This is a genomic window from Elusimicrobiota bacterium, from assembly GCA_016180815.1.
GTDB lineage: Bacteria > Elusimicrobiota > Elusimicrobia > JACQPE01 > JACQPE01 > JACPAN01.
Genome location: JACPAN010000002.1, coordinates 71,095 through 90,623 on the forward strand (window position 1 = coordinate 71,095; position 19,529 = coordinate 90,623).

At 56.4% G+C, this 19,529-nt stretch carries 17 protein-coding genes; 12 read left to right on the plus strand and 5 right to left on the minus strand.

The annotated features are described in order from the left end of the window. Positions 1-40: 40 nt before the first annotated feature. Positions 41-2,632, minus strand: coding sequence for a hypothetical protein (locus HYT79_00390; protein ID MBI2069035.1), 2,592 nt, complete (start codon positions 2,630-2,632; stop codon positions 41-43). 104 nt (positions 2,633-2,736) lie between these two features. Between HYT79_00390 and HYT79_00395 the strand changes: the two genes are divergently transcribed. From HYT79_00395 to HYT79_00435, 9 genes are all read left to right on the plus strand, one after another. After that, positions 2,737-3,525, plus strand: a complete 789-nt coding sequence (locus tag HYT79_00395; protein ID MBI2069036.1) for a hypothetical protein — start codon at positions 2,737-2,739, stop codon at positions 3,523-3,525. 56 nt (positions 3,526-3,581) lie between these two features. Further along, complete coding sequence (gene trxA, locus HYT79_00400; GenBank protein ID MBI2069037.1) at positions 3,582-3,878, plus strand: thioredoxin; 297 nt, start codon at positions 3,582-3,584, stop codon at positions 3,876-3,878. 58 nt (positions 3,879-3,936) lie between these two features. Beyond that, entirely contained in the window at positions 3,937-4,467 is a 531-nt protein-coding gene (locus tag HYT79_00405; protein ID MBI2069038.1) for a TlpA family protein disulfide reductase, read from the plus strand. Beyond that, positions 4,451-6,895: a hypothetical protein gene (locus tag HYT79_00410; protein MBI2069039.1), complete on the plus strand. Its 2,445-nt coding sequence runs from the start codon at positions 4,451-4,453 to the stop codon at positions 6,893-6,895. Before HYT79_00405 ends, HYT79_00410 begins: the two co-directional genes overlap by 17 nt. Beyond that, positions 6,877-7,656, plus strand: a complete 780-nt coding sequence (locus HYT79_00415) for a rhomboid family intramembrane serine protease (GenBank protein ID MBI2069040.1) — start codon at positions 6,877-6,879, stop codon at positions 7,654-7,656. The genes HYT79_00410 and HYT79_00415 overlap by 19 nt, the downstream gene beginning before the upstream one ends. 22 nt (positions 7,657-7,678) lie before the next feature. Next, a complete protein-coding gene (locus HYT79_00420; GenBank protein ID MBI2069041.1) occupies positions 7,679-8,461 on the plus strand; it encodes a DNA-formamidopyrimidine glycosylase in 783 nt (260 codons plus the stop codon). Beyond that, positions 8,458-9,183 (plus strand): dephospho-CoA kinase, encoded by a 726-nt coding sequence (locus HYT79_00425; protein ID MBI2069042.1) that lies wholly within the window; start codon positions 8,458-8,460, stop codon positions 9,181-9,183. The genes HYT79_00420 and HYT79_00425 overlap by 4 nt, the downstream gene beginning before the upstream one ends. Positions 9,184-9,190: 7 nt before the next feature. Next, on the plus strand, positions 9,191-10,456 hold the full coding sequence (gene rho, locus HYT79_00430; GenBank protein MBI2069043.1) for a transcription termination factor Rho: 1,266 nt from the start codon (positions 9,191-9,193) through the stop codon (positions 10,454-10,456). 79 nt (positions 10,457-10,535) lie between these two features. Then, positions 10,536-11,516: a M23 family metallopeptidase gene (locus HYT79_00435; protein MBI2069044.1), complete on the plus strand. Its 981-nt coding sequence runs from the start codon at positions 10,536-10,538 to the stop codon at positions 11,514-11,516. Between the two features lie 12 nt (positions 11,517-11,528). Here the strand turns inward: HYT79_00435 and HYT79_00440 are convergent, their stop codons facing one another. Genes HYT79_00440 through HYT79_00450 form a run of 3 tightly spaced genes read right to left on the minus strand, consistent with a single transcriptional unit; the run spans position 11,529 to position 14,442 of the window. After that, the gene (locus HYT79_00440; GenBank protein MBI2069045.1) at positions 11,529-12,377 is read right to left on the minus strand and encodes a hypothetical protein; all 849 of its coding nucleotides are present in this window, start codon (positions 12,375-12,377) and stop codon (positions 11,529-11,531) included. A 52-nt stretch (positions 12,378-12,429) separates the two neighbouring features. Next, the gene (locus HYT79_00445; protein ID MBI2069046.1) at positions 12,430-14,088 is read right to left on the minus strand and encodes an FAD-dependent oxidoreductase; all 1,659 of its coding nucleotides are present in this window, start codon (positions 14,086-14,088) and stop codon (positions 12,430-12,432) included. Next, the gene (locus tag HYT79_00450; GenBank protein ID MBI2069047.1) at positions 14,089-14,442 is read right to left on the minus strand and encodes a rhodanese-like domain-containing protein; all 354 of its coding nucleotides are present in this window, start codon (positions 14,440-14,442) and stop codon (positions 14,089-14,091) included. Between the two features lie 293 nt (positions 14,443-14,735). Here HYT79_00450 and HYT79_00455 point away from each other — a divergent pair, with 293 nt between their 5' ends. The 3 genes from HYT79_00455 to HYT79_00465 are packed head-to-tail and all read left to right on the plus strand — an operon-like array spanning position 14,736 to position 18,485. After that, positions 14,736-15,002: a hypothetical protein gene (locus tag HYT79_00455; GenBank protein MBI2069048.1), complete on the plus strand. Its 267-nt coding sequence runs from the start codon at positions 14,736-14,738 to the stop codon at positions 15,000-15,002. Next, entirely contained in the window at positions 14,999-16,402 is a 1,404-nt protein-coding gene (locus HYT79_00460) for a class I SAM-dependent methyltransferase (GenBank protein ID MBI2069049.1), read from the plus strand. The genes HYT79_00455 and HYT79_00460 overlap by 4 nt, the downstream gene beginning before the upstream one ends. After that, complete coding sequence (locus HYT79_00465; protein ID MBI2069050.1) at positions 16,383-18,485, plus strand: sulfatase-like hydrolase/transferase; 2,103 nt, start codon at positions 16,383-16,385, stop codon at positions 18,483-18,485. Before HYT79_00460 ends, HYT79_00465 begins: the two co-directional genes overlap by 20 nt. On the opposite strand, the gene HYT79_00470 is transcribed toward HYT79_00465, so the two are convergent. Continuing rightward, positions 18,472-19,527 carry a hypothetical protein gene (locus tag HYT79_00470; protein MBI2069051.1) on the minus strand — a complete coding sequence of 352 codons (1,056 nt, stop codon included), beginning with the start codon at positions 19,525-19,527 and terminating at the stop codon, positions 18,472-18,474. The genes HYT79_00465 and HYT79_00470 overlap by 14 nt on opposite strands. Positions 19,528-19,529 lie beyond the last annotated feature (2 nt).

Sequence of the window (19,529 nt, forward strand, 5' to 3'; positions counted from 1 at the left end):
GTATTGTCTTGTCAATACCATATCAAATCACAACCGTGGCTTACTTGTTTTCCGATGACAACAGGGCCGGGCGTTTCAAATCCCAGCAGCGCAGCCAGGGGTTGTCGCCTAAATTGCGGACGGTTTCATACCCGGCGCCGCAAATAAACCCGCCGTTAAACGCGAGCGCGTAGCCCGCGTCATAATTATCGTCTTCGCCGTTGTAGCCGAAAGAGCTGATCAAATTGCCGTCCGGGTGATAGCCCTGGACCCAAACATCCAGAGACTGCCCGGGGACGCGGACCTGACCGATGACGAAAATGCGCCCTTGTTCGTCGACGGCCACGTCGTTCCAGGAATTCTCTCCGTGCGTGGGCCCTTTTTCTTTGACGGCCCAAAGTTTAGCGCCATCCTGATCCAAGACGCTGAGCATGGCTGAGGCGCCGCCGCCTTCATCGGGGTGAATGCCCGCCGCAAAAATACGGCCCCGTTGATCCACAGCCACGGCTTCGCCCATGCCCTCGTCGCTTTTGCTCCACTTCACCGTCAGGTTGCGGTCGAGTTTCGTGATCCAGTATCCGGCGTCGCGCAATGTTTGGGTCGACCGGTACACCGTGGCCAGGACATAGGCTTCGCCGTTGTTGGCGGCGATATCGTTAATCTCGCTCATTTTGACCGGCCCTCCAAAACGCGCGTCCATGGGCCAAAAAAAATCTTTTTTGATTTTTCCCGTTTCGGAATCCACAATCCAGAGAAGCGCTTGATCGAGCGAGGTGTCGATGTTGTCATCGGAGGTTTCATGGCAAGACGTTTCTTTGCCGGCGGCCAACAGATGACGGCCGAGGAAAGCAAGGGAGGTAATTTCAGTCGCGTTGGCGCAGGAGCCGGGTTCGCGTTGCCATAAGAGCCGTCCGTCCGGGGAAAATTTGGCGATCCAGGCCCGCAGTCCATCCCTGAGCTGCTTGCCCTGCGCGCCGGCGGCGTAAATATTTCCTTCATCATCCAGGGTGACGGCGTGAAACAGGCTTTCTTGTCCCGCCCGGATATTCTCGGTCCAGGACCATCCGGGATTTCCCTTGCCGTCGATTTTTTGAATCCAGGCTTTGCGTTTTCCTGATTTGCCGTGATGATGGCCCGCAACCAGGAAGCCGCCGCCTTGAGCGGGGGCCATGGTTTCAATGATGCCCCTGTTAGAGGACGCCCAAGCGGCGTCAAAAGCCACCGGCCCTCTTTGATAAGGCGGTTTCCCCGGCGCCACCACGGGGATGGCCAGGATATCGTCTTGGCCGCTCGTCAGGGATTTGCCGGGGAAATGGGAGCAATAGGCGTTTTCAATATAGTCCTGCAATTCGCTTTTGTCCCAGCTTTTCCAGAGGGAAAGGATTTGTTTATGAAACGGTGAGATGGCCGAGGGCGAAGCTTTTTTCAAGAAAGCGGCCTGGACGCTGAACGCGCGGAATTCCCGTTCCACGGTGGAGATGGGATTATCCGGCCAATCATCCCAAGCGTGCCGCAGCTCATGGGTCAGAAAGGCGGCGACCTCGTCGTCAGCGGCTTCTTGCGGAGCCAGGAATTCCGTGCTCAACTCGATGCGGCGTTGATTGTTTTGATGCACGTACATGCCCTTGACCCCTTCTCCGAACAGATAAGAGAATTCGATGTTCAGCTTGGAACGTTTTTGGAAATCGGTGAGTTTAGTCAGTTCCTTGCGGGAAGCGATCAGGTCCAAAGCCCGTCTGATTTTTTCCCGGCCCACACGCTTGAGCGTTCCCGCGCTTTTTTCTTTAAGGCTGAGGGTTTTAAAGACGGAAATATAATCCTTCATCACGGCGGCATCCGCGCGAATGATGCCGCGCAAGGGCTCGGGTGCTGACGCGTATTTTTCAAGCATCAACTTTACGATGGCGTCCATGGTGTCTTTGGCTTGCATGGCGATTTCCACATGAATCAGCGATGTCTGGCGGACGGGCTTCAAACGCGCCGCTTCTTTAGCCCAATTCATCATGGCCTCATTGTTGACATAGGGCCAGCGAGCCAGCGTCTGCCAGTCGTGATCGTCGGGGCTGCGGGCGTAGAGGCGCCCCGGCGCTTTGAGGTTTTGGAATATGCGCCCGGCGTCTGCGACCGGCGCTATGAGATTTCGATCCGGCTTTTTCCCGTAGGCGATGACGAACGTCGTGTGGTATTGAATCGTTCTGGCGGCTTTGGCCAGGCTTTCGTAATAGACGGCCAATCGTTCGAGGTCTTTGTCGCTGACGAGAACGTCCTCGGCCGACGGCTCCCAATTGTCTTGAGGAGGCTGCATTCGTTGTTGGCAATGGTTTTCAATGCGCCGCGGCGTCAAGCCTAAATCAGGCGGCACAAGCCCCGGCTGTTCTCGATGCCGCTGTTCTTGCTCGCCGGTTTCAGGCACGGCCAGACCGAGGGAGGGATCATCGGCCCCGCCGGATGCGAGGGTCGGGGTGTTGACCTGGTCGATATAGGCTTTTTCTTCTTGGGTGGCTTTCGCCATGCGGCGGTATTCCCGGTCGAGATTAGGCGCCGTGATGCCGGGCGCGGGGATGTCCGGGTCCACGACGAGGCGGATCAGGGACATGGCAGCCGCGGTCACGACGATCGCGGCCCCAAGAATGAAGAGGAAGGATTTTTTCACGTATCAATAGCGTATCAGGAGTTCGGCCGCGAGTCATCCCGAGCCCCCGGAATTTTGAAGGCTCGGGATGGCATTTTATTTCGATCCGTGGTAAATATGGAAGGATGAACGCTAAGGTTTTCGTCGCGGCGTTTTTTTTGGCCTTGATCGTGAGCTTTTCGGTTTCAGCCGAGGATAAAACAACCGATTGGGTTAAACCTTGCGATGGTTATGGCCGGGACAACCTTATGCACTATTGCTGTAAAAAATCCAAAACTATCCCGATCACCTTTTTTTCCGGGCTCATGAGCACAGGTTATGTCGGGCAATTTTTAAGTCAGGCCAATCAAATTCTTGAAGATCATGCCGTCAGGCTTGCCGATGCTATGGCTCCCGTTGACCCGATTCATTTCCCCGCTTATGAAGATGAGAGCGGCAACAGAATTGATAATTTCGCCAAGCTTTGCCGCGCGGTCAACAGTGTTTTACTGGAGGGTTCGTTGGGCGTCTTGGGCAGAGGGTTCAGGGGACGCTTGGCCGTCGTTTTTATGCCCTATGCCACGGATATTCGCCGCGGTCCGGATTCCAACGGCATGTTTATCAATGATTTGCACGAAAGCTGCCGCGAAGCCGTGGAAGCGGAATTCGGTGAAGATGAGGCAGGGGAGATTTTGCCGGCGACCGTCGTCATCGTCAACGCTTATGAACTTGAAGAGCGCACATGCTTTGAAACCCTCGCTCATGAAGTGGGCCATGCGGTCGGTCTCGGCCACGAGGGAGGACGGCTCAGCCAAGCCAATATCATGAACGCCTGCCAAGGGGGTGTCGATCGAGATGAGCTTAATCAAACTCAAGTCAAAAAGTTCTGCCAGGCCCGCCGGTTCAATACGAATCCCAATCTTCCTCCCTACTGACAGCCGGCCGCGTCGCCTTGACTTTAGCGGTCAACCTCACGCATAATAATTCCATCATGCCGACAGACATTCAAGACAAAGACTTTGATACGGAAGTTAAAAACTCGTCCGTTCCTGTGATCGTGGATTTTTGGGCGCCGTGGTGCGGCCCGTGCCGGGCTTTGGCGCCGACGCTTGAGGAACTCTCTAAGGAATTCGATGGGAAAGTGAAATTCCTCAAGGTCAACACCGATGAAAATCCGGTCGAGGCGTCCAAGCTGCGCATTACGGCCATTCCGACGCTGGTTCTCTTCAAGGGCGGGAAACCCGTCGATCAATTGATCGGCGTTCACCCTAAGGGCGAGATTAAATAGAAGCTCGACGCTCTTCTTTAAGCGCCGTTTTCAAATTTTCGCGGTGGGGGGACGATTCATGAACAAAACATTCCGTTTATTTATCATCCCGGCCGCCGCTTTGCTGACGGTCGCTTTGCCTGGCTGCAAAAAAGAGCGCGCCGGGGCCGATGCCCCGGCGCAAAAATTCGCCCAATCGCAGAATTTGGCGCCCAATTTTACTCTGCCGGCTGTCTCGACCAAAAGCAATTGGGAGCTCTCGCCGCTGTTGGGCAAGAAAACCGTGCTGTTGGCGTTTTTTACGACCTGGTGCCCGTACTGCAATTCCTCGATGCCTTATCTGCAGAGCTTTTATGAGAAAAATACGGCCAAGGATTTCGTGGTGGTCGGCATCGACGTCGGCGAGCCCGAAAGCACGGTGGCGAATTTTCAGAAGAAGCACGGTTTGACGTTCCCGGTGCTGATGAGAGGCCAAGACGATGCTTCCGACGCCTATTATCAGGTCCGCTATTTGCCGACGCTTTACTTGATCGATAAAAAGGGCCAAGTGGTCCGCCGCTTCGAGGGATTCCATCCTTCCATGCTCGACGAGATTGCCAAATACCTTTAATCCCGAAAACACGTTAGTCCTGTTCGACGCCTACCATTATCTGCACCGGGCGTACCACGTTCTTCGCCTGTCGACCAAGCAGGGCGAGCCGGTGGGCGCGGTGTTCGGGTTTGCGCGCACCATCGTCAAGCTGTTGAAGCAATTTTCGCCCCTGTATTTTGCGGTTTGCTGGGACTCCAAGCCCACCGAGCGCATGAGCGTGGACCCCGAATACAAGGCCAACCGGGTGGAGGCGCCGGATGACTTGAAATCCCAGATGATTTTGGTCCGGGAATTCGTGGCAGCCTGGGGATTGCCGTCGGTTGAGGCCTTGGGCCATGAGGCGGATGACTTGATGGCCACTTTAAGCGTTCGAGCTAAAGAAAAAGGCCTGGACGTTGTTTTGGTTACCTCGGACAAAGACATGCTGCAATTGATCGGCCCCGGAATCCGGAGTTATCTTGAGCACAAGGACGAGTGGCTGGGCGATGCCGAGGTGGAGAAAAAATTCGGCCTGCCGCCCTGCAAGCTGGTGGACTATTTCACGTTAGTCGGCGATGCCACGGACAATATTCGCGGCGTTCCGGGCGTGGGCCCTAAAACTGCGGTCGGCCTTCTTAAGGAATACGGCGATCTTGATACGTTGATTCAAAAGGCCGCGGGCTCCGATTCTAAAATGTCGTCCAAGGTCCGCCAATCTTTGCTTGAGAGCCGGGAGCGTTTGGCGGCCAACAAAAAATTAGTCCGGCTCAACACGGAATTGCCCCTTGAGTTCGATCCCAGGCGTTTTAGCGTGCGCAAGGAGCCTCAACCGCAATTCGAGCCATTGCTGCTTCGGCTTGGGTTCGCCAGTCTGATCAAGGATTTGAAGCTCATGGGATGGCCCTTGGGCCAAGTCGCGCAGGACTCCCCAAAAACCGTCGGCCAAGCCCCTCGATTTTTTGTTCCGGAGGAGGGTACACTTAATACGGGCGAGGACGACCGCGCCCTCGAGGACGCCGCGGTCGTTAAAATCGCGTTCGACTGGAAACGGCGCCTGCACGAACACCCTGTTTGGGCGGATCGAGTCGCCGGCGAACTCCTTGACGCGAAACTTCTCGCGTGGATTGCCGATACATCGGAAGAATCTTATGCGTTGGATTGGCTGATGGCTAAATACAAAGCCCGCGATCTGGCGGCGCTGGCGTTCGAACTCAAAGCCGAGCTCGAGCGCCAGGGCGTTTGGCGTTTGTACGAGGACGTGGAGTTGCCCTTAACGGGCGTCCTTTGGCGAATGGAGTCCGCCGGGGTGCGCGTGGACGCGGCTTATCTGGAGCGTTTGAATTTGCAATGGAGCCGGGAATTGGAGCGTTTGCGGGGGGAATTTTTGCGGCTTTCCGGCGCGGACGAAAGTTTGAATTTGAACTCGCCAAAGCAATTGGCCGTACTTTTTTTTGAGCAACTCAAATTGCCCGTGATTAAGAAAACGAAAACAGGTTATTCAACGGATGAGGAGGTCTTGAAGCGCCTGGAGCCCGCTCATCCTTCGGTCAGCCGCTTGCTGGCTTTCAGGGAGTTGAGCAAACTGCGATCGACTTATGTCGAGGGGCTTTTGCAGGCGGTCAATCCCGCCACCGGGCAAATTCACGCCACGTTCCATCAGGAGGGCACCCAGACCGGGCGCGTGTCGTGCACAAACCCCAATCTCCAGAATATCCCCATTCGGACGGATCACGGCTTGGCCGTGCGCCAGGCGTTCGTCGCTTCGCGGCCCGAATGGAATCTCGTTTCCCTGGATTATTCTCAAATCGATTTGCGCGTATTCGCCCATCTTTCCGGAGACCCGGATTTGATTAAATTTTTTAGGGAGGGCCGCGATATTCACGAAGAGACGGCCAGGGCTGTTTTGGCCGAGCCGGGCGCGCCCGTCACCCCGGAAATGCGCCGTCGCGCGAAGGCCGTTAATTTTGGCATCCTTTATGGGATGAGTTCGTGGGGTTTGGGCCGCGAATTAAACATGAGCGAGGAGGAGGCGCAGAGCTTCATCGCGCTTTATAATCAACGCTTCCCGGGCGTGGCTTCCTGGCGGGAACAGGTCATTTTTCAGGCGCATGAGCGCGGGTACGTGGAAACGATTTTAGGCCGGCGCCGGCCCCTGCCCAATATCAACGCTCAGAGGCGCGACTTGAGGGAATTTTCCGAACGCGCCGCGGTCAATACGCCGGTTCAAGGCAGCGCCGCGGACGTCATCAAATTGGCGATGCTGGCGTTGGAGCGTTACATTAAGGAGCGCGGCCTTCAAAGCCGGATGTTGATCCAGGTCCATGATGAAATCCTGCTCGAAGGCCCGTCCGATGAGCTCCAAGCGCACGGCGATGCGTTTCGAAAAATCATGGAGCAGGCCATGGAATTGAAGGTGCCTCTGGCGGTCCATTCGAAAACAGGCCGCAATTGGCGGGAGATGAACTGATGTACCCGCCCTACAGCCTGCCCCGCATTATCAAGTTCATGATCGTCGCTCTGATCGCGGCGTTCATCGCCCAGCAGATGTTCCCTTATCAAAGCATCCTGGCGTTGGGCCTGACCCCGGCCCTGGTGATCAAGCGCTTCTGGATTTGGCAATTGGCGACCTATATGGTGCTTCACGGCAGCTTGATTCATTTACTGTTCAACGCGTTGTCTCTTTATTGGTTCGGGTCTTCTCTCGCTCAGGAATGGGGAGAGCGGCGTTTCCTGACGTATTTTTTGATTTGCGGGGTGGGCGCGGGCGTGCTCACGGTCGCGGTTCAGTTCTCCAGCAATATCCCGACCATCGGGGCCTCCGGCGCCATTTACGGGCTTCTCTACGCGTGGGCCAGGCAAAATCCCAATGCCGTCATTTACATGTACGGCCTGTTTCCGATGCGCGCCCGGCATTTGGTTGTGCTCTTGTTTTTGCTTGAGTTCATGCTCAGCCAAACGCCCAGCCCGGTCGCGCGTTTCGCGCATTTAGGCGGGCTGGCCGTGGGCTGGCTGTATTTCCGGCTGCCGGACATGGATTTTTGGTCGTCCTTTGCGCAATGGCTGCGGCGTCCTCCGGAAGACAAGCGTCGCGAAGAGAACGTGGCGGAGGATGATGAAGAAGAGGAAATCGACCGCATCCTTGAAAAAATCAACGCGCGCGGCATTCAATCCTTGACTCCATGGGAGCGCCGCAAACTCGATGACGCCAGCCGCCAAAAGAAAAGCTAGCCGATCGTTTTTTAAATTTTTCATGCCCGAATGTGTTGAAGTCGAAATCACCAGGCGCAAGCTTGAGCCTTTGATCGTGGGGCGCAGGCTTTGCCGGGTGCGTTTGTTGGACGCGCTCTTGGAACGCCCGGCCGACTTCGGGCGTTATTCGGGAGTTTTGCGCGCCATCGACAGGCGCGGCAAGGCGCTGCGATTCGTTCTGGCCGAGGACCGGTCGTTTACGCTTTGGCTGGGCATGACCGGCTCGCTTCAGGTCAACGCGGACGCGGCCCGTCCGCCGCGCCTTGTGCTGGAATTCGACGGCGCGTCCTGCTCGCTGATCGATCCGAGGCGTTTCGGCCGCGTGTCTTGGCAGGGGCGTTTGCCCGCAGGATGGGATGTATTGAGCGCCATTTCCAGGCTGCAGCCTCCCCGCGAATTCGAAGAATCGTTTTGCGCGTCCAAAGCCAGGATTAAAGCTTTGCTCATGGATCAGGATAAAATCGCCGGCTTAGGGAATATTTACGCCAATGAGGTTTTGTTCGACGCCGGAATCCGGCCGTGGCGGCGGGCATGTTCCTTGTCGCGCGAGGAGACCGGCAGGCTGTGGGCATCGCTGCGGCGTATTTTAGGCCGGGCCTTGAGGGATGGGGGAATTTCCATGCGCGATTTTTACCATCCGGACGGGCGCAAAGGAGCTTTTCAAAACCGTTTCACGATTTACGGCCTCAAAAAAGGCTCGCCGTGCCCACGCTGCGGCGCGCCCGTCAAAGTGGTTTTGACCGCGCAGCGGTCCACATTTTTTTGTCGAAACTGTCAGAAATGAAAAAATCCAAGCCTGTCTTGACGTTGGCTTTGACCGGAGGGTTCGGATCAGGGAAATCCTCGGCGCTGAAGGCGTTCGCCCAAATGGGGGCCGCGACCTTCGATTGCGACGCCATCGCCAGAGATCTGACCGCCGGGCGCGGCCCGCTCGTCGCCCGAATCGGGCGTTTGTTCGGCGGCGGCGTTTTAGACGCAAGCGGGCGTCTGGATCGCGCCAAAACCGCGTCCCTTATTTTTAACAACCCGAGCAGACGCCGGCGTTTGGAAGCGTTGCTTCATCCGGCGATTTTGACGGAACTCAGCAAGCGCTTGGCGAATTCGAAAGCGGCGCTGCGCGTGGTGGAGGTTCCGTTGCTTTTTGAGAACGAGAAAAAATTATTGAAGCGGCGCCCGCTTTATGACGCGAGCCTGACGGTTTGGGCTTCGCCTGAAACGATCCGGCGCCGCTTATCGGCCAAGGGCTGGACCAAGGATGACATCGAGCGGCGCCGGAGCTCCCAGATGCCGCTCGACGAAAAGTGTTGCAAAGCTGATTTTATTTTGGATAATAACGGCGCTCGCCAAAAACTGACCGGACAAGTCCGGGCAATCCAAAATGCATGTCAAGCAATCCTGCGGGATTATCGGGAGGCGAGGAAACAACGTGGAAAAGGAGAAGCAGCAAATGACAAACGCACCGGAAACCAGCGCGCCCGGCGCCGGAACAGGACGCCCTATGAATAACAGGCACATGTTCGACACCCAGGCGCTTTCCAGCATGTCTTATCCTGAATTGGTCCGAGTGGCCAATGAATTAAAAATCGATTCGACTGCAGGCCTGAGAAAACAGGAGATGATCGCCAAGATTTTGGAAGCCCAGGCCAAGGAGCACGGCATCGTGGAGGCTCAGGGCGTGCTTGAAATCCTTCCGGACGGCTTCGGTTTTCTGCGTTCGCCCAACAATAATTATTTGCCCGGCCCGGACGATATTTACGTCAGCCCCAGCCAGATCAAGCGCTTCGGCCTGAGAAAAGGCGATATGGTCGCGGGCCTGATGCGGCCGCCAAAAGAGGGGGAGCGGTTTTTCGCTTTACTGCAATTAAAAGCGGTCAACACCGTTGCTGTCGAGCAATTGAGCGGACGGCCGCTCTTCGATAATTTGACGCCTTTTTATCCCAAGACGAAAATCGTTTTAGAGACGGTTAAAAACGAGTTGACCGCGCGTTGTTTGGATTTGATCGCGCCAATCGGCAAAGGGCAGCGAGGTTTGATTGTCTCGCCTCCCCGCGCCGGCAAAACCATGATTCTTCAGAGAATCGCCAATGCCGTGGCCACGAATCATCCGGAAGTCAGCATCATCGTGCTCTTGATCGATGAGCGTCCGGAGGAAGTCACGGATATGCAGCGCTCCGTCAAAGGCGAGGTCATTTCCTCGACCTTCGATGAGCCGGCGGACAGGCACGTTCAGGTGGCGGAGATGGTCATCGAGAAAGCCAAACGCATGGTGGAAAACGGCAAGGATGTTTTGATTTTGTTGGACTCCATCACCCGCATGGCCCGCGCCTACAACACGATCACCCCGTCGTCCGGGCGCGTGCTCTCAGGCGGCATCGAGGCCACCAGCCTTCAGCGGCCCAAACGTTTCTTCGGCGCGGCCAGAAACATCGAAGAGGGCGGGAGTTTGACGATTTTAGCCACGGCCTTGATCGAGACCGGCAGCCGCATGGATGACGTGATCTTCGAGGAATTCAAAGGAACCGGGAATATGGAAGTTTACCTCGACCGCAAGCTTTCGGATAAGAGAATTTTCCCGGCTATCGATATTAATCGAAGCGGCACCAGAAAGGAAGAGTTGCTCTTAAAAGACGATGAGCTTAACAAGGTCTGGGTGCTGCGCAAGGTCCTTTCCGGCTTGAATCCGGTGGAGGCCATGGAGCTCTTGATCGACAAGCTGGCTTCCGTCAAGTCAAACAAGGACTTTTTGAAGTCCATGGAGATTTCCAGCCTGAAGGACTGATCGGGACCCAGGCGGCGGTCCCAGGGAGGGGGTACCTAAAGTCCTATCGACGGGGTCCGAAGGGCCCAGGTCATTTGTCATGCCTTGCCTTAACCTTAAATTAACGATGTTTACCGTAATCGGCGCTTTATGGCTGTTCGTTGTTTCCGTGACCCAGGTTTTGGGCGTCGGCGCTCCGTCGCCCTGGGTTCGTTTTTCCTTAAGGGATGCGAGCTGGGCGCATGTCGTGCGCAAAATAGAAGCTCCTGCGTTCGCGGTTAAACCCGAGGAATTGAAGAAAATACGGCGCTTGATCTGGGCCCGCCACCAGATCAAACCCACGGACAATATTTGGAAGCTGGCTATGAACTACGGGACCAGCGTGGAGAGCATTCAGTCCAGCAATGCAGCGGAGCTCATTTGGATGAAACCGGGCAGCGATATCGTGGTGTTAAATAAGCGCGGCACGCTTCATCATGTTAAGCAGAAAAACGGGCAGGGAGAAACGCTCGCCGATGTGGCGCGTTTGTACGGACGCCGTGACAACGCCGCGGAGCAAAAACTTAAAGCGGAGATCGTCAAGGCCAATAGTTTTCCGGGCTACGCCCTATTGGCGGATTTTGAGCTCAATCCAGGGTCTTACCTTTTGATTCCGGATACCTATCTTGAATTTGACACCTTTCGCATTCCGTTCAAATATTGGCATTACCCTAGGATTTCATCCGGGTTCGGTTTGAGGTACCACCCGATCCTCAAAAGAAAGAAATTTCATGATGGCATGGATTTTCCTCAGGCCTATAACACGCCCGTTTACGCTTCGCGTTCCGGCCGGGTTATTTTCGCCAATTGGCGCGAGGGCTACGGCCTGATGGTCATTATTAAGCATTCCGACGGCACCACCACCCGCTATGGGCATTTGTCCCGCATCTACGTCAAAGACGGACAGTGGGTTGAGGGGGGCAAGAAAATGATCGCCCGCGTCGGCTCAACGGGCCTGTCGACCGGCCCGCACCTTCATTTTGAAATCCGCGACCACTTCGGCCGTCCGCTCAATCCCAAAAAGAAATTCGGAAAGAAGTAGGTCCGGCGCCTTTTATGGGCGCGGCCGGCTGTAAATGCGCGATCTTCGTTCGCGGCGCTCCCGCTCCCGGCGATCATCATCAAAAAGCTGTTCCATGCTGAGCTGATCCTCGTCAATAATGGCATAGGCTCTTTCGCTGGTCGGATCTTCAGCGTTCAGGATCCGGAAACCGGATTCGGGCTCAAGATATCCTAAAAGCGTCGCATGGCGCGGCTCAAGAACGCCCCAAACTCTATAGCAGCGTCCGTCTGCGGCCGGAGGCTCGGTGGCAATGGCTTCAATCACCAACTGCAGGGGAGAATCGGGAAACGAGAGCATGCCATGGTCATTGCCTGATGGGGGCGTGATGACGTCGCAGGGTCTGGGGTGAGTATGAACAAAACCTACGGCATCGGCGGGCCGTTCTTCGGGAACATCCACATAGTTGATTGTGCCGACGACGGTTTCTCCCAGGCGGCCGTCGGATAAAATGAACGCCCCATGTTCCAGGCGATTACGGCGTGTCCGCGCGGCCAGTTCATGCAAACCCCTGGCCAAATGGCCTTCGGGCGCCGTGAGCAGGTCGATCATTTGATTCCGGCGTTCGGTGTGGGTTTCATTCATGCGCCGGGGCCTATATTCCGCTTTTGAGCCTCTGGCATAAATCCGGAATGGCCCCGGTGGCAGCGCTTGATTGGCGAGGCCTTCAACGATGTCGTCAAAGCGTGGGCCGCGCAGCTCATCAATGAGCATGTCGAATTCAAGATCGGCGTCAGGATCGTCCCCATCCGCGTCTCCTGCATGAACGGCAAAACCGACTGCGGCTGCCAGGAAGGCCCCTAATCCCGCGATTCTCAGGCGCATCCTCAGCGGTGGTTTCATAAGAAAAGTTTAATCCGACAATGGTCCCGCAACCAGCGGATGATCCTGGAATTTAGGGTAGGGGATTAGGATTTTTAGGGCTTTTTTCCCAGCGCCGCAGCGCCTCTTCGATGGCTTGGCGCAAAGGGGGAAGGTTATTGGCCAGGGCCGTGAAATCCGCGCGATGAATCGTCAGCAGATCGATCGCAGTGGCGGCCCGCGCCGTCAAAGCGTGGGGATTCTTGGCGATGAGGGAGCGTTCGCCCAAATGAGACCCCGGTCCCAATTGCGCGATGGTTTGGCTTCGCCCTTGGGCATCCGCTTCCAGAAGCTCAACCGTTCCTTTTTCAACGATGTAAAACGTTTGCGAGGGATCGCCCGTCTTGAAGATGGTCTCCCCGGCCTCGTAATGCGCCCGGCTGACGGCGCTGGTGGGGCTGACGTTTAATTTGACGATATCGCGAGAGAAGAGAAGGTCAAGCGTCCAATCAAACAAAACCCTTAGGCGCCGGTCGATGCCCGGCAGCTTGAAGAGATAGACCGTGCGCCAGAGCCACCAAGCCGCAATACCGCCGAAGCGTAGGCTAAAAACTTGAGCCACGGCTTGATGGTGGCCTAAAGAGGCTAATTGCCCCATGCTTTTGTAGGAAAATTTTTTCAGCGTCCGGTTTTTCATGGCCGCGATCAGGTTGTCGGCCAGGAGCCGGCCTTCACGGACCGCGAATTGGGCCATTTCCGGGGCCCAGCCGTCTTGGGGCGAAGGCACGGCTGCGCAATCGCCCGAGGCCCAGACGCCTTTGAAGTCCGCCATCTCGAGAGTGGGCAAAACTTCGATGCGGTTTCCCCGGCGCTTAAGCGGCAAATGAGCGAGGAGGGGATGGATGGTGTTGCCGACGGTGGCGATCATCGTCGCCGCCTTAATTTCTTCGCCGTCGTCCAGGCGAAGACCTCCGGTCTTGACGGCGGCTACGCCTTGGGAAAGCTTGATTTCGATGCCTCTTTGTTTGAGGCATTGCAACGCGAAGGACGAAAGATCGGGATCGAGCTGCTGTAGGATGCGATCGCTTTTTTGGATCACGATCACGCGGAAGGGACGCCGGTCATTCTTCGTCAGTCTGGGATAGCTGCGCAGGGCGTCGCTCGCCAAATCATTGATTTGCCCGGCGACTTCGACGCCGCTGAATCCGGCGCCGACGACGACAAAGGTTAACAGACGCCGGCGTTCATCTTCGGATTCTTCGAGCGTCGCCTCCTCGAGGCGGCTGACCACATGGTTTCTGATACGAAGCGCATCACCCAAGTTTTTAAGCGCCAAAGCGTGTTCGGCCATGCCCGGGATGCGTGAAAAATCCGTAGCTTGGCCCAAAGCAAGAACCAGATGATCGGCGTCGATCGGGGGGATGGCCCGTTGGTCGGCCGGATAAAAATTGACGCGCCGGTTTTTAAGATCGATGGATTCGATTTCGCATTGGCGGACGTCGGTCAAAGGCAGAAGGCGCCTTAAAGGGCTGACCACATGGCGCGGTTCGATGGAGCCGCCGACGACATCGGCCAACAGCGGTTGAAAATTGAAATAGTTGTCGCGGGCGATGAGGATCAATTGGACATCGCGTCCATTGATTTTTAGGCCGCCTGAAGAAGAATCGTGAAGGAGCCGTTCAAGGCGCTGGGCGCAGGCGAGCCCCGCAAACCCGCCCCCCAGGATGACGATCCGGAGGGGATGCTCGGGCATTTAATATTTCGGAACCGACGGGTCGATATCCGACCAGGCTTCGATGCCGCCGGAAAGGTTTTTGGTGTTGGTAAATCCGCAGTTTTTAAGGTGCCGGACGGCTTTCAATCCGCGCACGCCTTTGTGGCAGTAGACGATCAATTCCGTGTTCGGGTCGAGTTCCGTTTTGCGCTGGTCAAGTTCGGCCAATGGGATGAGTTTCGCGCCTTCGATTTTCGCGGTTTCGTATTCCCACGGTTCGCGAACGTCCAGCAGGTTCACCCGTTCGCCGTTGTCCAGGCGGCTTTTGATTTCCCGGGCGGCGACGTTCTCCTCGCCGGGCGTCTGATCATAGCGGTTGAAGAGTGGAATCATCAATTTTCTTGAGGATACCAACATCATATTGTTTTATGATTGGATTAAGGGTCCGTTAAGGAATTAATGATCAATTTGGAGGCCCAGATTTGCACCGAATGCTAGGCGCGACGACGACAGCGTACCTAGAGGGTACGTTGAGGAGGAGCAACGACGCAGCCGGTGCGAAGATGGGCCTCCCCGAAGGGCCGGGGCGCTTTTGGGCTGCGGCTGCGTTGCCGCGAGGCTTACGTGCCCTGCGGGCACGCCGCGCCTCGCGGCGCCTTGCCTCGCTCCAAAATCGCCCCGGCAAATTGATCATTAATTCCTTAACGGACCCTATGAATCGAGGGGGATTTTGCCCGGCCTGGCTGGTGGTGATCGCGTTTATTTGTTCGCCCTGGCCTCTTTACGCGTACCTGGATCCCGGCAGCGGCAGCATGATGGCCCAGTTGATCGTGGCCGGGGTCGCCGGCGTCGCGGTGATGTTGAAGCTTTTTGCCAGGCGGCTTCTCGGCAGGTTGGGTCTGATGAAACCGGAGGAACAAAGAAAAAACAAGCCCGGCCGGGATTCCCAGTGAAAGAAACCCGCGTCGATCCGGCTTCCTTCCGCGACGGCGCCAACAGAGTGATGGTCGGCAACGGCGAGGTTTGGCGCTGCCTCAGCGAGGAGGGTCTTCGCAACTGGAGATGCCTTGCTTCCAAAGATTTTTATCGGCGTTTTTTGAGCTTGGGGAATCTCGTCGAAACCCGGGAAATCGACGCGGCGCCGGGCGTCTGCCGGCTGCCGCCCGGCCATTGGCCTGGGCTTCTGCGGCATCGTCCCGTTCGTTTCCTATCCTATCCCTATGAATGGACGTTCGGCATGCTTAAGGACGCCGCGCTCCTGCATCTGGAGCTCTTGCAAGCCGCTCTTGCGGAGGGGATGATTCTAAAGGATGCGTCCGCTTTTAATATTCAATGGGAAGGGAGCCGCCCGGTTTTCATCGATATCGGATCTTTTCGTCCTTATGCCGATGGAGAGCCCTGGACGGGGTACCGTCAGTTTTGCCGGCTTTTTCTCTATCCCCTGATGCTGCAGGCGTATAAAAATATCGCTTTTCAAACGTTGCTGAAAGGTTCTCCGGAAGGCATCAAGCCGCGCGATTGCCGCAATATGATGTCGTTGCGGGACACGCTGAGGCCGGGCGTCCTGACCCACGTGCGCCTTCATGCGGCGATGGAGGACCGCTATGAATCCCAGGACAGCGACGTCAAGGACGAGCTTCGTTCAAGCGGGTTCAATAAAAGCCTGATTCTTAAGAATATCGACGGCCTGCGCGCCATCATCGGCGCGATGAAGTGGACGCCGGAACATTCCTCCTGGTCGGGTTACTATCAACACAACAGCTATGTCGAGCAGGATGAGCGGATGAAAAAGGCATTCGTCGCCGAGGCCGTGGATTCGCGTTCCTGCAAGCTGGTCTGGGATTTGGGGTGCAATCGGGGTGTTTTTTCGCGATTAGCCGCGGTTAAAGCCGATTATGTCGTTGCCATGGACGGCGATGCGGCCGTGATCGAACATTGTTATGGGGAACTTAAAAACAACGGCGATCGTTCCATTGTGCCCCTGGTGATGGATTTTGCGAATGTCTCTTCGGGAGGCGGCTGGCGGGGGCTTGAATTCAAGGCCCTTGAGGCGCGCGGTCGCCCGGATTTGGTTCTTTGCTTGGCGCTTATTCATCATTTGGCCATCAGCGCCAATATTCCGCTTGCTCAAATTGTGGATTGGCTTGCCGATGTTTCCGGAGCGCTGATCATTGAGTTCATCGATGAAGCCGATCCCATGGCCCGCAGGCTGTTGAGAAATAAAGACGGCGGTCTTGCCGATTATTCAAGGGGTTATTTTGAAAAACTCTTGAATGAAGCCTTCGACGTTCAAAAGCGCCAGGAACTCACCTGCCGCACCCGGGTGCTTTATTTTGCGCAAGCTAAGTCTTAGACGTCCGGACGCCGCTCTTGTCGATCGCGATTTTTTAATCGACAGCCTGCATCTTTTCGGGCTGGTCAATTTTGCTTTGGCCCAGCCTCTGTACGATCTGTTGGCCCGCCATGCGATTTTTTTCGTGATGCGCGAGTCCTCCGGAGCGGATATCGTTGCGTTGACGCTGACGTTGAGCCTGCTCGTCCCGGCGCTTCTTGTTTGCTCCGAATGGATCGCCGGCCGCCGGGGCGAAAAACCGCGCCGGCGGGTGCATGGTTTTTGGGTGGCCTTGCTGGCGGCAGCCGTTTTTTTGCCGCCGGTTAAAAAAGTAGCCGCCGGTTTTCTTCCCGGCGCGGGCCTGATCTCGGCGGCCTGCGTTCTGGGAGCGTGGACGCTGATCTTGCTGCGGCGTTTCCGGCCGGCGCGGACGTTTTTAACCGCGCTTTCGCTGGCGGCTGCGGCGTTTCCTTGTTTATTTTTGGCCGCTCAGCCGATCAGGAATATGCTTGTTTCCGGCGTTGAGTCGGTATTTTATACGCACGTCGCCAAGCCGGCTCCCGTGGTTTTCGTGGTGTTCGATGAGTTCGACCGGTCGAGCCTCTTAAATGAGCGCCGCCGGATTGACGCCGTTCGTTATCCGCACTTTGCCGCGTTGGCCAAGGATTCGACTTGGTTTCGCGAGGCCACGGGCGTCTCCGACGGGACCTCATTGGCGTTGCCGGCCATCCTGACGGGGTCTTATCCGGGACTCGACGGCCATCTTCCGCTGACCTACTCTTATTACCCAAGGAATCTGTTCACTCTTTTGGGTAGAACTTATGAAATGAATGTTTTCGGTTCTGCGCGAAAAATGTGCCCCAGCCCCTTGTGCAAGGAAGAGGCCTTCATCGAAGACGCCGCGCAGCGGATGCGCGGCTTGATCCTTGATTGTTTCCTTGTTTACCTGCATATCGTGCTTCCGGAGGATATCGTTTTCATCCTGCCGTCGATTACGCAAAAATGGAAAAATTTCCGAGGGGACCAGTCGCAAGAACTTCATGACGGGCCGTTGGCGGTTTACGGCAAGTTTATGGATTCGCTCGCTCCCGCCGGAGGGCGCCCTGCTTTGTATTTTGCGCACATAACCCTGCCCCATGCGACCTGGCGTTTTTTTCCTTCCGGCAGAGCCTATGCGGCGCCGGATGAAATACCGGACGGTTTTGATTTACAGAACGGCCTATGCTCTCGGGATGATTGGCTGGTGACCCAGGCCCATCAGCGCTATTTGTTGCAGGTCGGCTTCGTGGATCATTTGTTGGGCGATCTGGTGGCCAAGCTTAAGGCTTTGGGCCTTTACGACCAATCGTTGATCATTGTCACCGCCGATCACGGCGTCAACATCCGGCCCGGGATGCACAATCGCAAGCTCTCGAAAGTCAATGCCGCGGAGCTTCTTTATGTGCCGTTGTTCGTCAAGGCTCCCAATCAGCGCGCCGCTTTAGTCAGCGACCGCAATGTCGAGACCATCGACATCATCGCGACCGTCGCAGAGCTTTTGGGGATCGCCATTCCTTGGCCCATGGACGGGCAGTCCGCGTTCGATACGAATCGGCCGGAGCGCCGGAAAAAAATTGCGGTCACGAGCGTCAAACCCAGGAAGATGATATTTCATGCGCCTTTACAGGACGCCGCCGAGGCGTTTAAGAGGCGGGCGGCTGTTTTTGGCTCCGGAACGCCATGGCGTGAAATTTTCAACATCGGTTCGCGCAAGGAGATCATCGAGCGCAGCGCCGAAGCGCTGGCTGACGGGGATAGTCCGGATTTAACCGTGGTTGTCGAGCGGGAAAACCGTTATGCGCGCGTCGATCCCGGGTCCGACGATGTCCCATGTTTGATCAGGGGACGATTGTCCGGCCCAAGAGCGCGACGGACGCCGCTTTATTTGGCCGTTGCCGTCAATGGGATTATCCGGGCGGTGACCAGGAGCGTTCCTTCGGCGTCGAAGGGAGCTGTTTTTTCCGTCCTGGTGCCGGAGGATGCGCTGCGCCGCGGCCGCAATGAGATCGAATGCTATTTGCTTTTGGATTCCGGCCGTTTGCTGCGGGTACCTAGGGCGCGCTGAAGGGTTCGATGGAAACCCCTTGGGCCAATTGAAGCTTGGTCATGGTTTGTTCGCTGACCTCGCCGGGGTGAGCCCAGGCCGGGCCGGCCGGTTCGATTAAGACATAGGTCGTTCCCCTGTATTCGATATAAGCGTCGCCGCGGTCGGGCACTCCTTCAAAACCCATGACATAATGCCCGGGCAGGCCGACGCCGACGATTTTGGCGGCGTCCCAATTAAGAAGAATCGAGGCCAACAGCGCTGTTTTTGTGTCGCAATCACCCCACCCGGAGACCAGGGCCTTGATGGGAGTTAGGACGCCTCCGGTATGTAAGGACCCTTCCATGGCCGGAGGTATTTTGTATTCAAGCGCGGTCTGGATCATGGCCGTGACCGCGCCGATCAAATCTTCGGAGCCGTAATTGTTTTTTTCGCGGATGAGGTCGAATTGCGCGGCGACCGGCATCAGCCGCCGGACGTTGTTGCGCACGAGCGCCGGAATATCCACGGTCACGGTATTGCCGGGCAAGAGTTTGAAACCTTGGCGTTGAAAATAAGCGACGCGCCGTTCTTCGTATTCGGTTTGGAGGTCTTTTATTTTCCGTCGCTGCGCAGTCTCGAGATTTGTATTGTGCGCGCGAACGGCGGCAACCTTACGGTCGAGTTCCGCTTGGTTTTTGGCGGAAACCGAGCCCGACACCCAATCGCGTTTTAAATCGCGATTCGTTTGCTGCTGGGTTTCCTCCAGCCATGTATCGACCGCTTCCAAGCCCGCGTCCGTATAGCCGAATTCTGTGATCGCCTGATTAACGATACGCTGATCCATTTGAAACCGGACCGAATGCGGCTCGCGGTCGAAACTGACGAAGCCGAATTCAAGGTTGAACCCGGAATTATTCCGACGGATGCGCTGATAAGGCGGTTCCGCGGTTTCCTCCTGATCCGCTTCACCCGAGTCCGCGAAGAGCGTTTCCCGGAGCCGGCCGGCGGGAGAATCCCAATGCCAGGCGAGCCCTGTTTCCAAGGCGAAAGAAAAGAAAAGGACAGCCGGAATTCGGCGCATCC

Bases quoted from the DNA above. Each gene is read 5' to 3' on its own strand.
- trxA (MBI2069037.1), top strand. From the start codon at position 3,582: ATGCCGACAGACATTCAAGACAAAGACTTTGATACGGAAGTTAAAAAC.
- HYT79_00420 (MBI2069041.1), top strand. From the start codon at position 7,679: ATGCCCGAATGTGTTGAAGTCGAAATCACCAGGCGCAAGCTTGAGCCT.
- rho (MBI2069043.1), top strand. From the start codon at position 9,191: ATGTTCGACACCCAGGCGCTTTCCAGCATGTCTTATCCTGAATTGGTC.
- HYT79_00435 (MBI2069044.1), top strand. From the start codon at position 10,536: ATGCCTTGCCTTAACCTTAAATTAACGATGTTTACCGTAATCGGCGCT.
- HYT79_00395 (MBI2069036.1), top strand. From the start codon at position 2,737: ATGAACGCTAAGGTTTTCGTCGCGGCGTTTTTTTTGGCCTTGATCGTG.
- HYT79_00445 (MBI2069046.1), bottom strand. From the start codon at position 14,088: ATGCCCGAGCATCCCCTCCGGATCGTCATCCTGGGGGGCGGGTTTGCG.
- HYT79_00470 (MBI2069051.1), bottom strand. From the start codon at position 19,527: ATGCGCCGAATTCCGGCTGTCCTTTTCTTTTCTTTCGCCTTGGAAACA.
- HYT79_00405 (MBI2069038.1), top strand. From the start codon at position 3,937: ATGAACAAAACATTCCGTTTATTTATCATCCCGGCCGCCGCTTTGCTG.
- HYT79_00450 (MBI2069047.1), bottom strand. From the start codon at position 14,442: ATGATTCCACTCTTCAACCGCTATGATCAGACGCCCGGCGAGGAGAAC.
- HYT79_00440 (MBI2069045.1), bottom strand. From the start codon at position 12,377: ATGAAACCACCGCTGAGGATGCGCCTGAGAATCGCGGGATTAGGGGCC.
- HYT79_00425 (MBI2069042.1), top strand. From the start codon at position 8,458: ATGAAAAAATCCAAGCCTGTCTTGACGTTGGCTTTGACCGGAGGGTTC.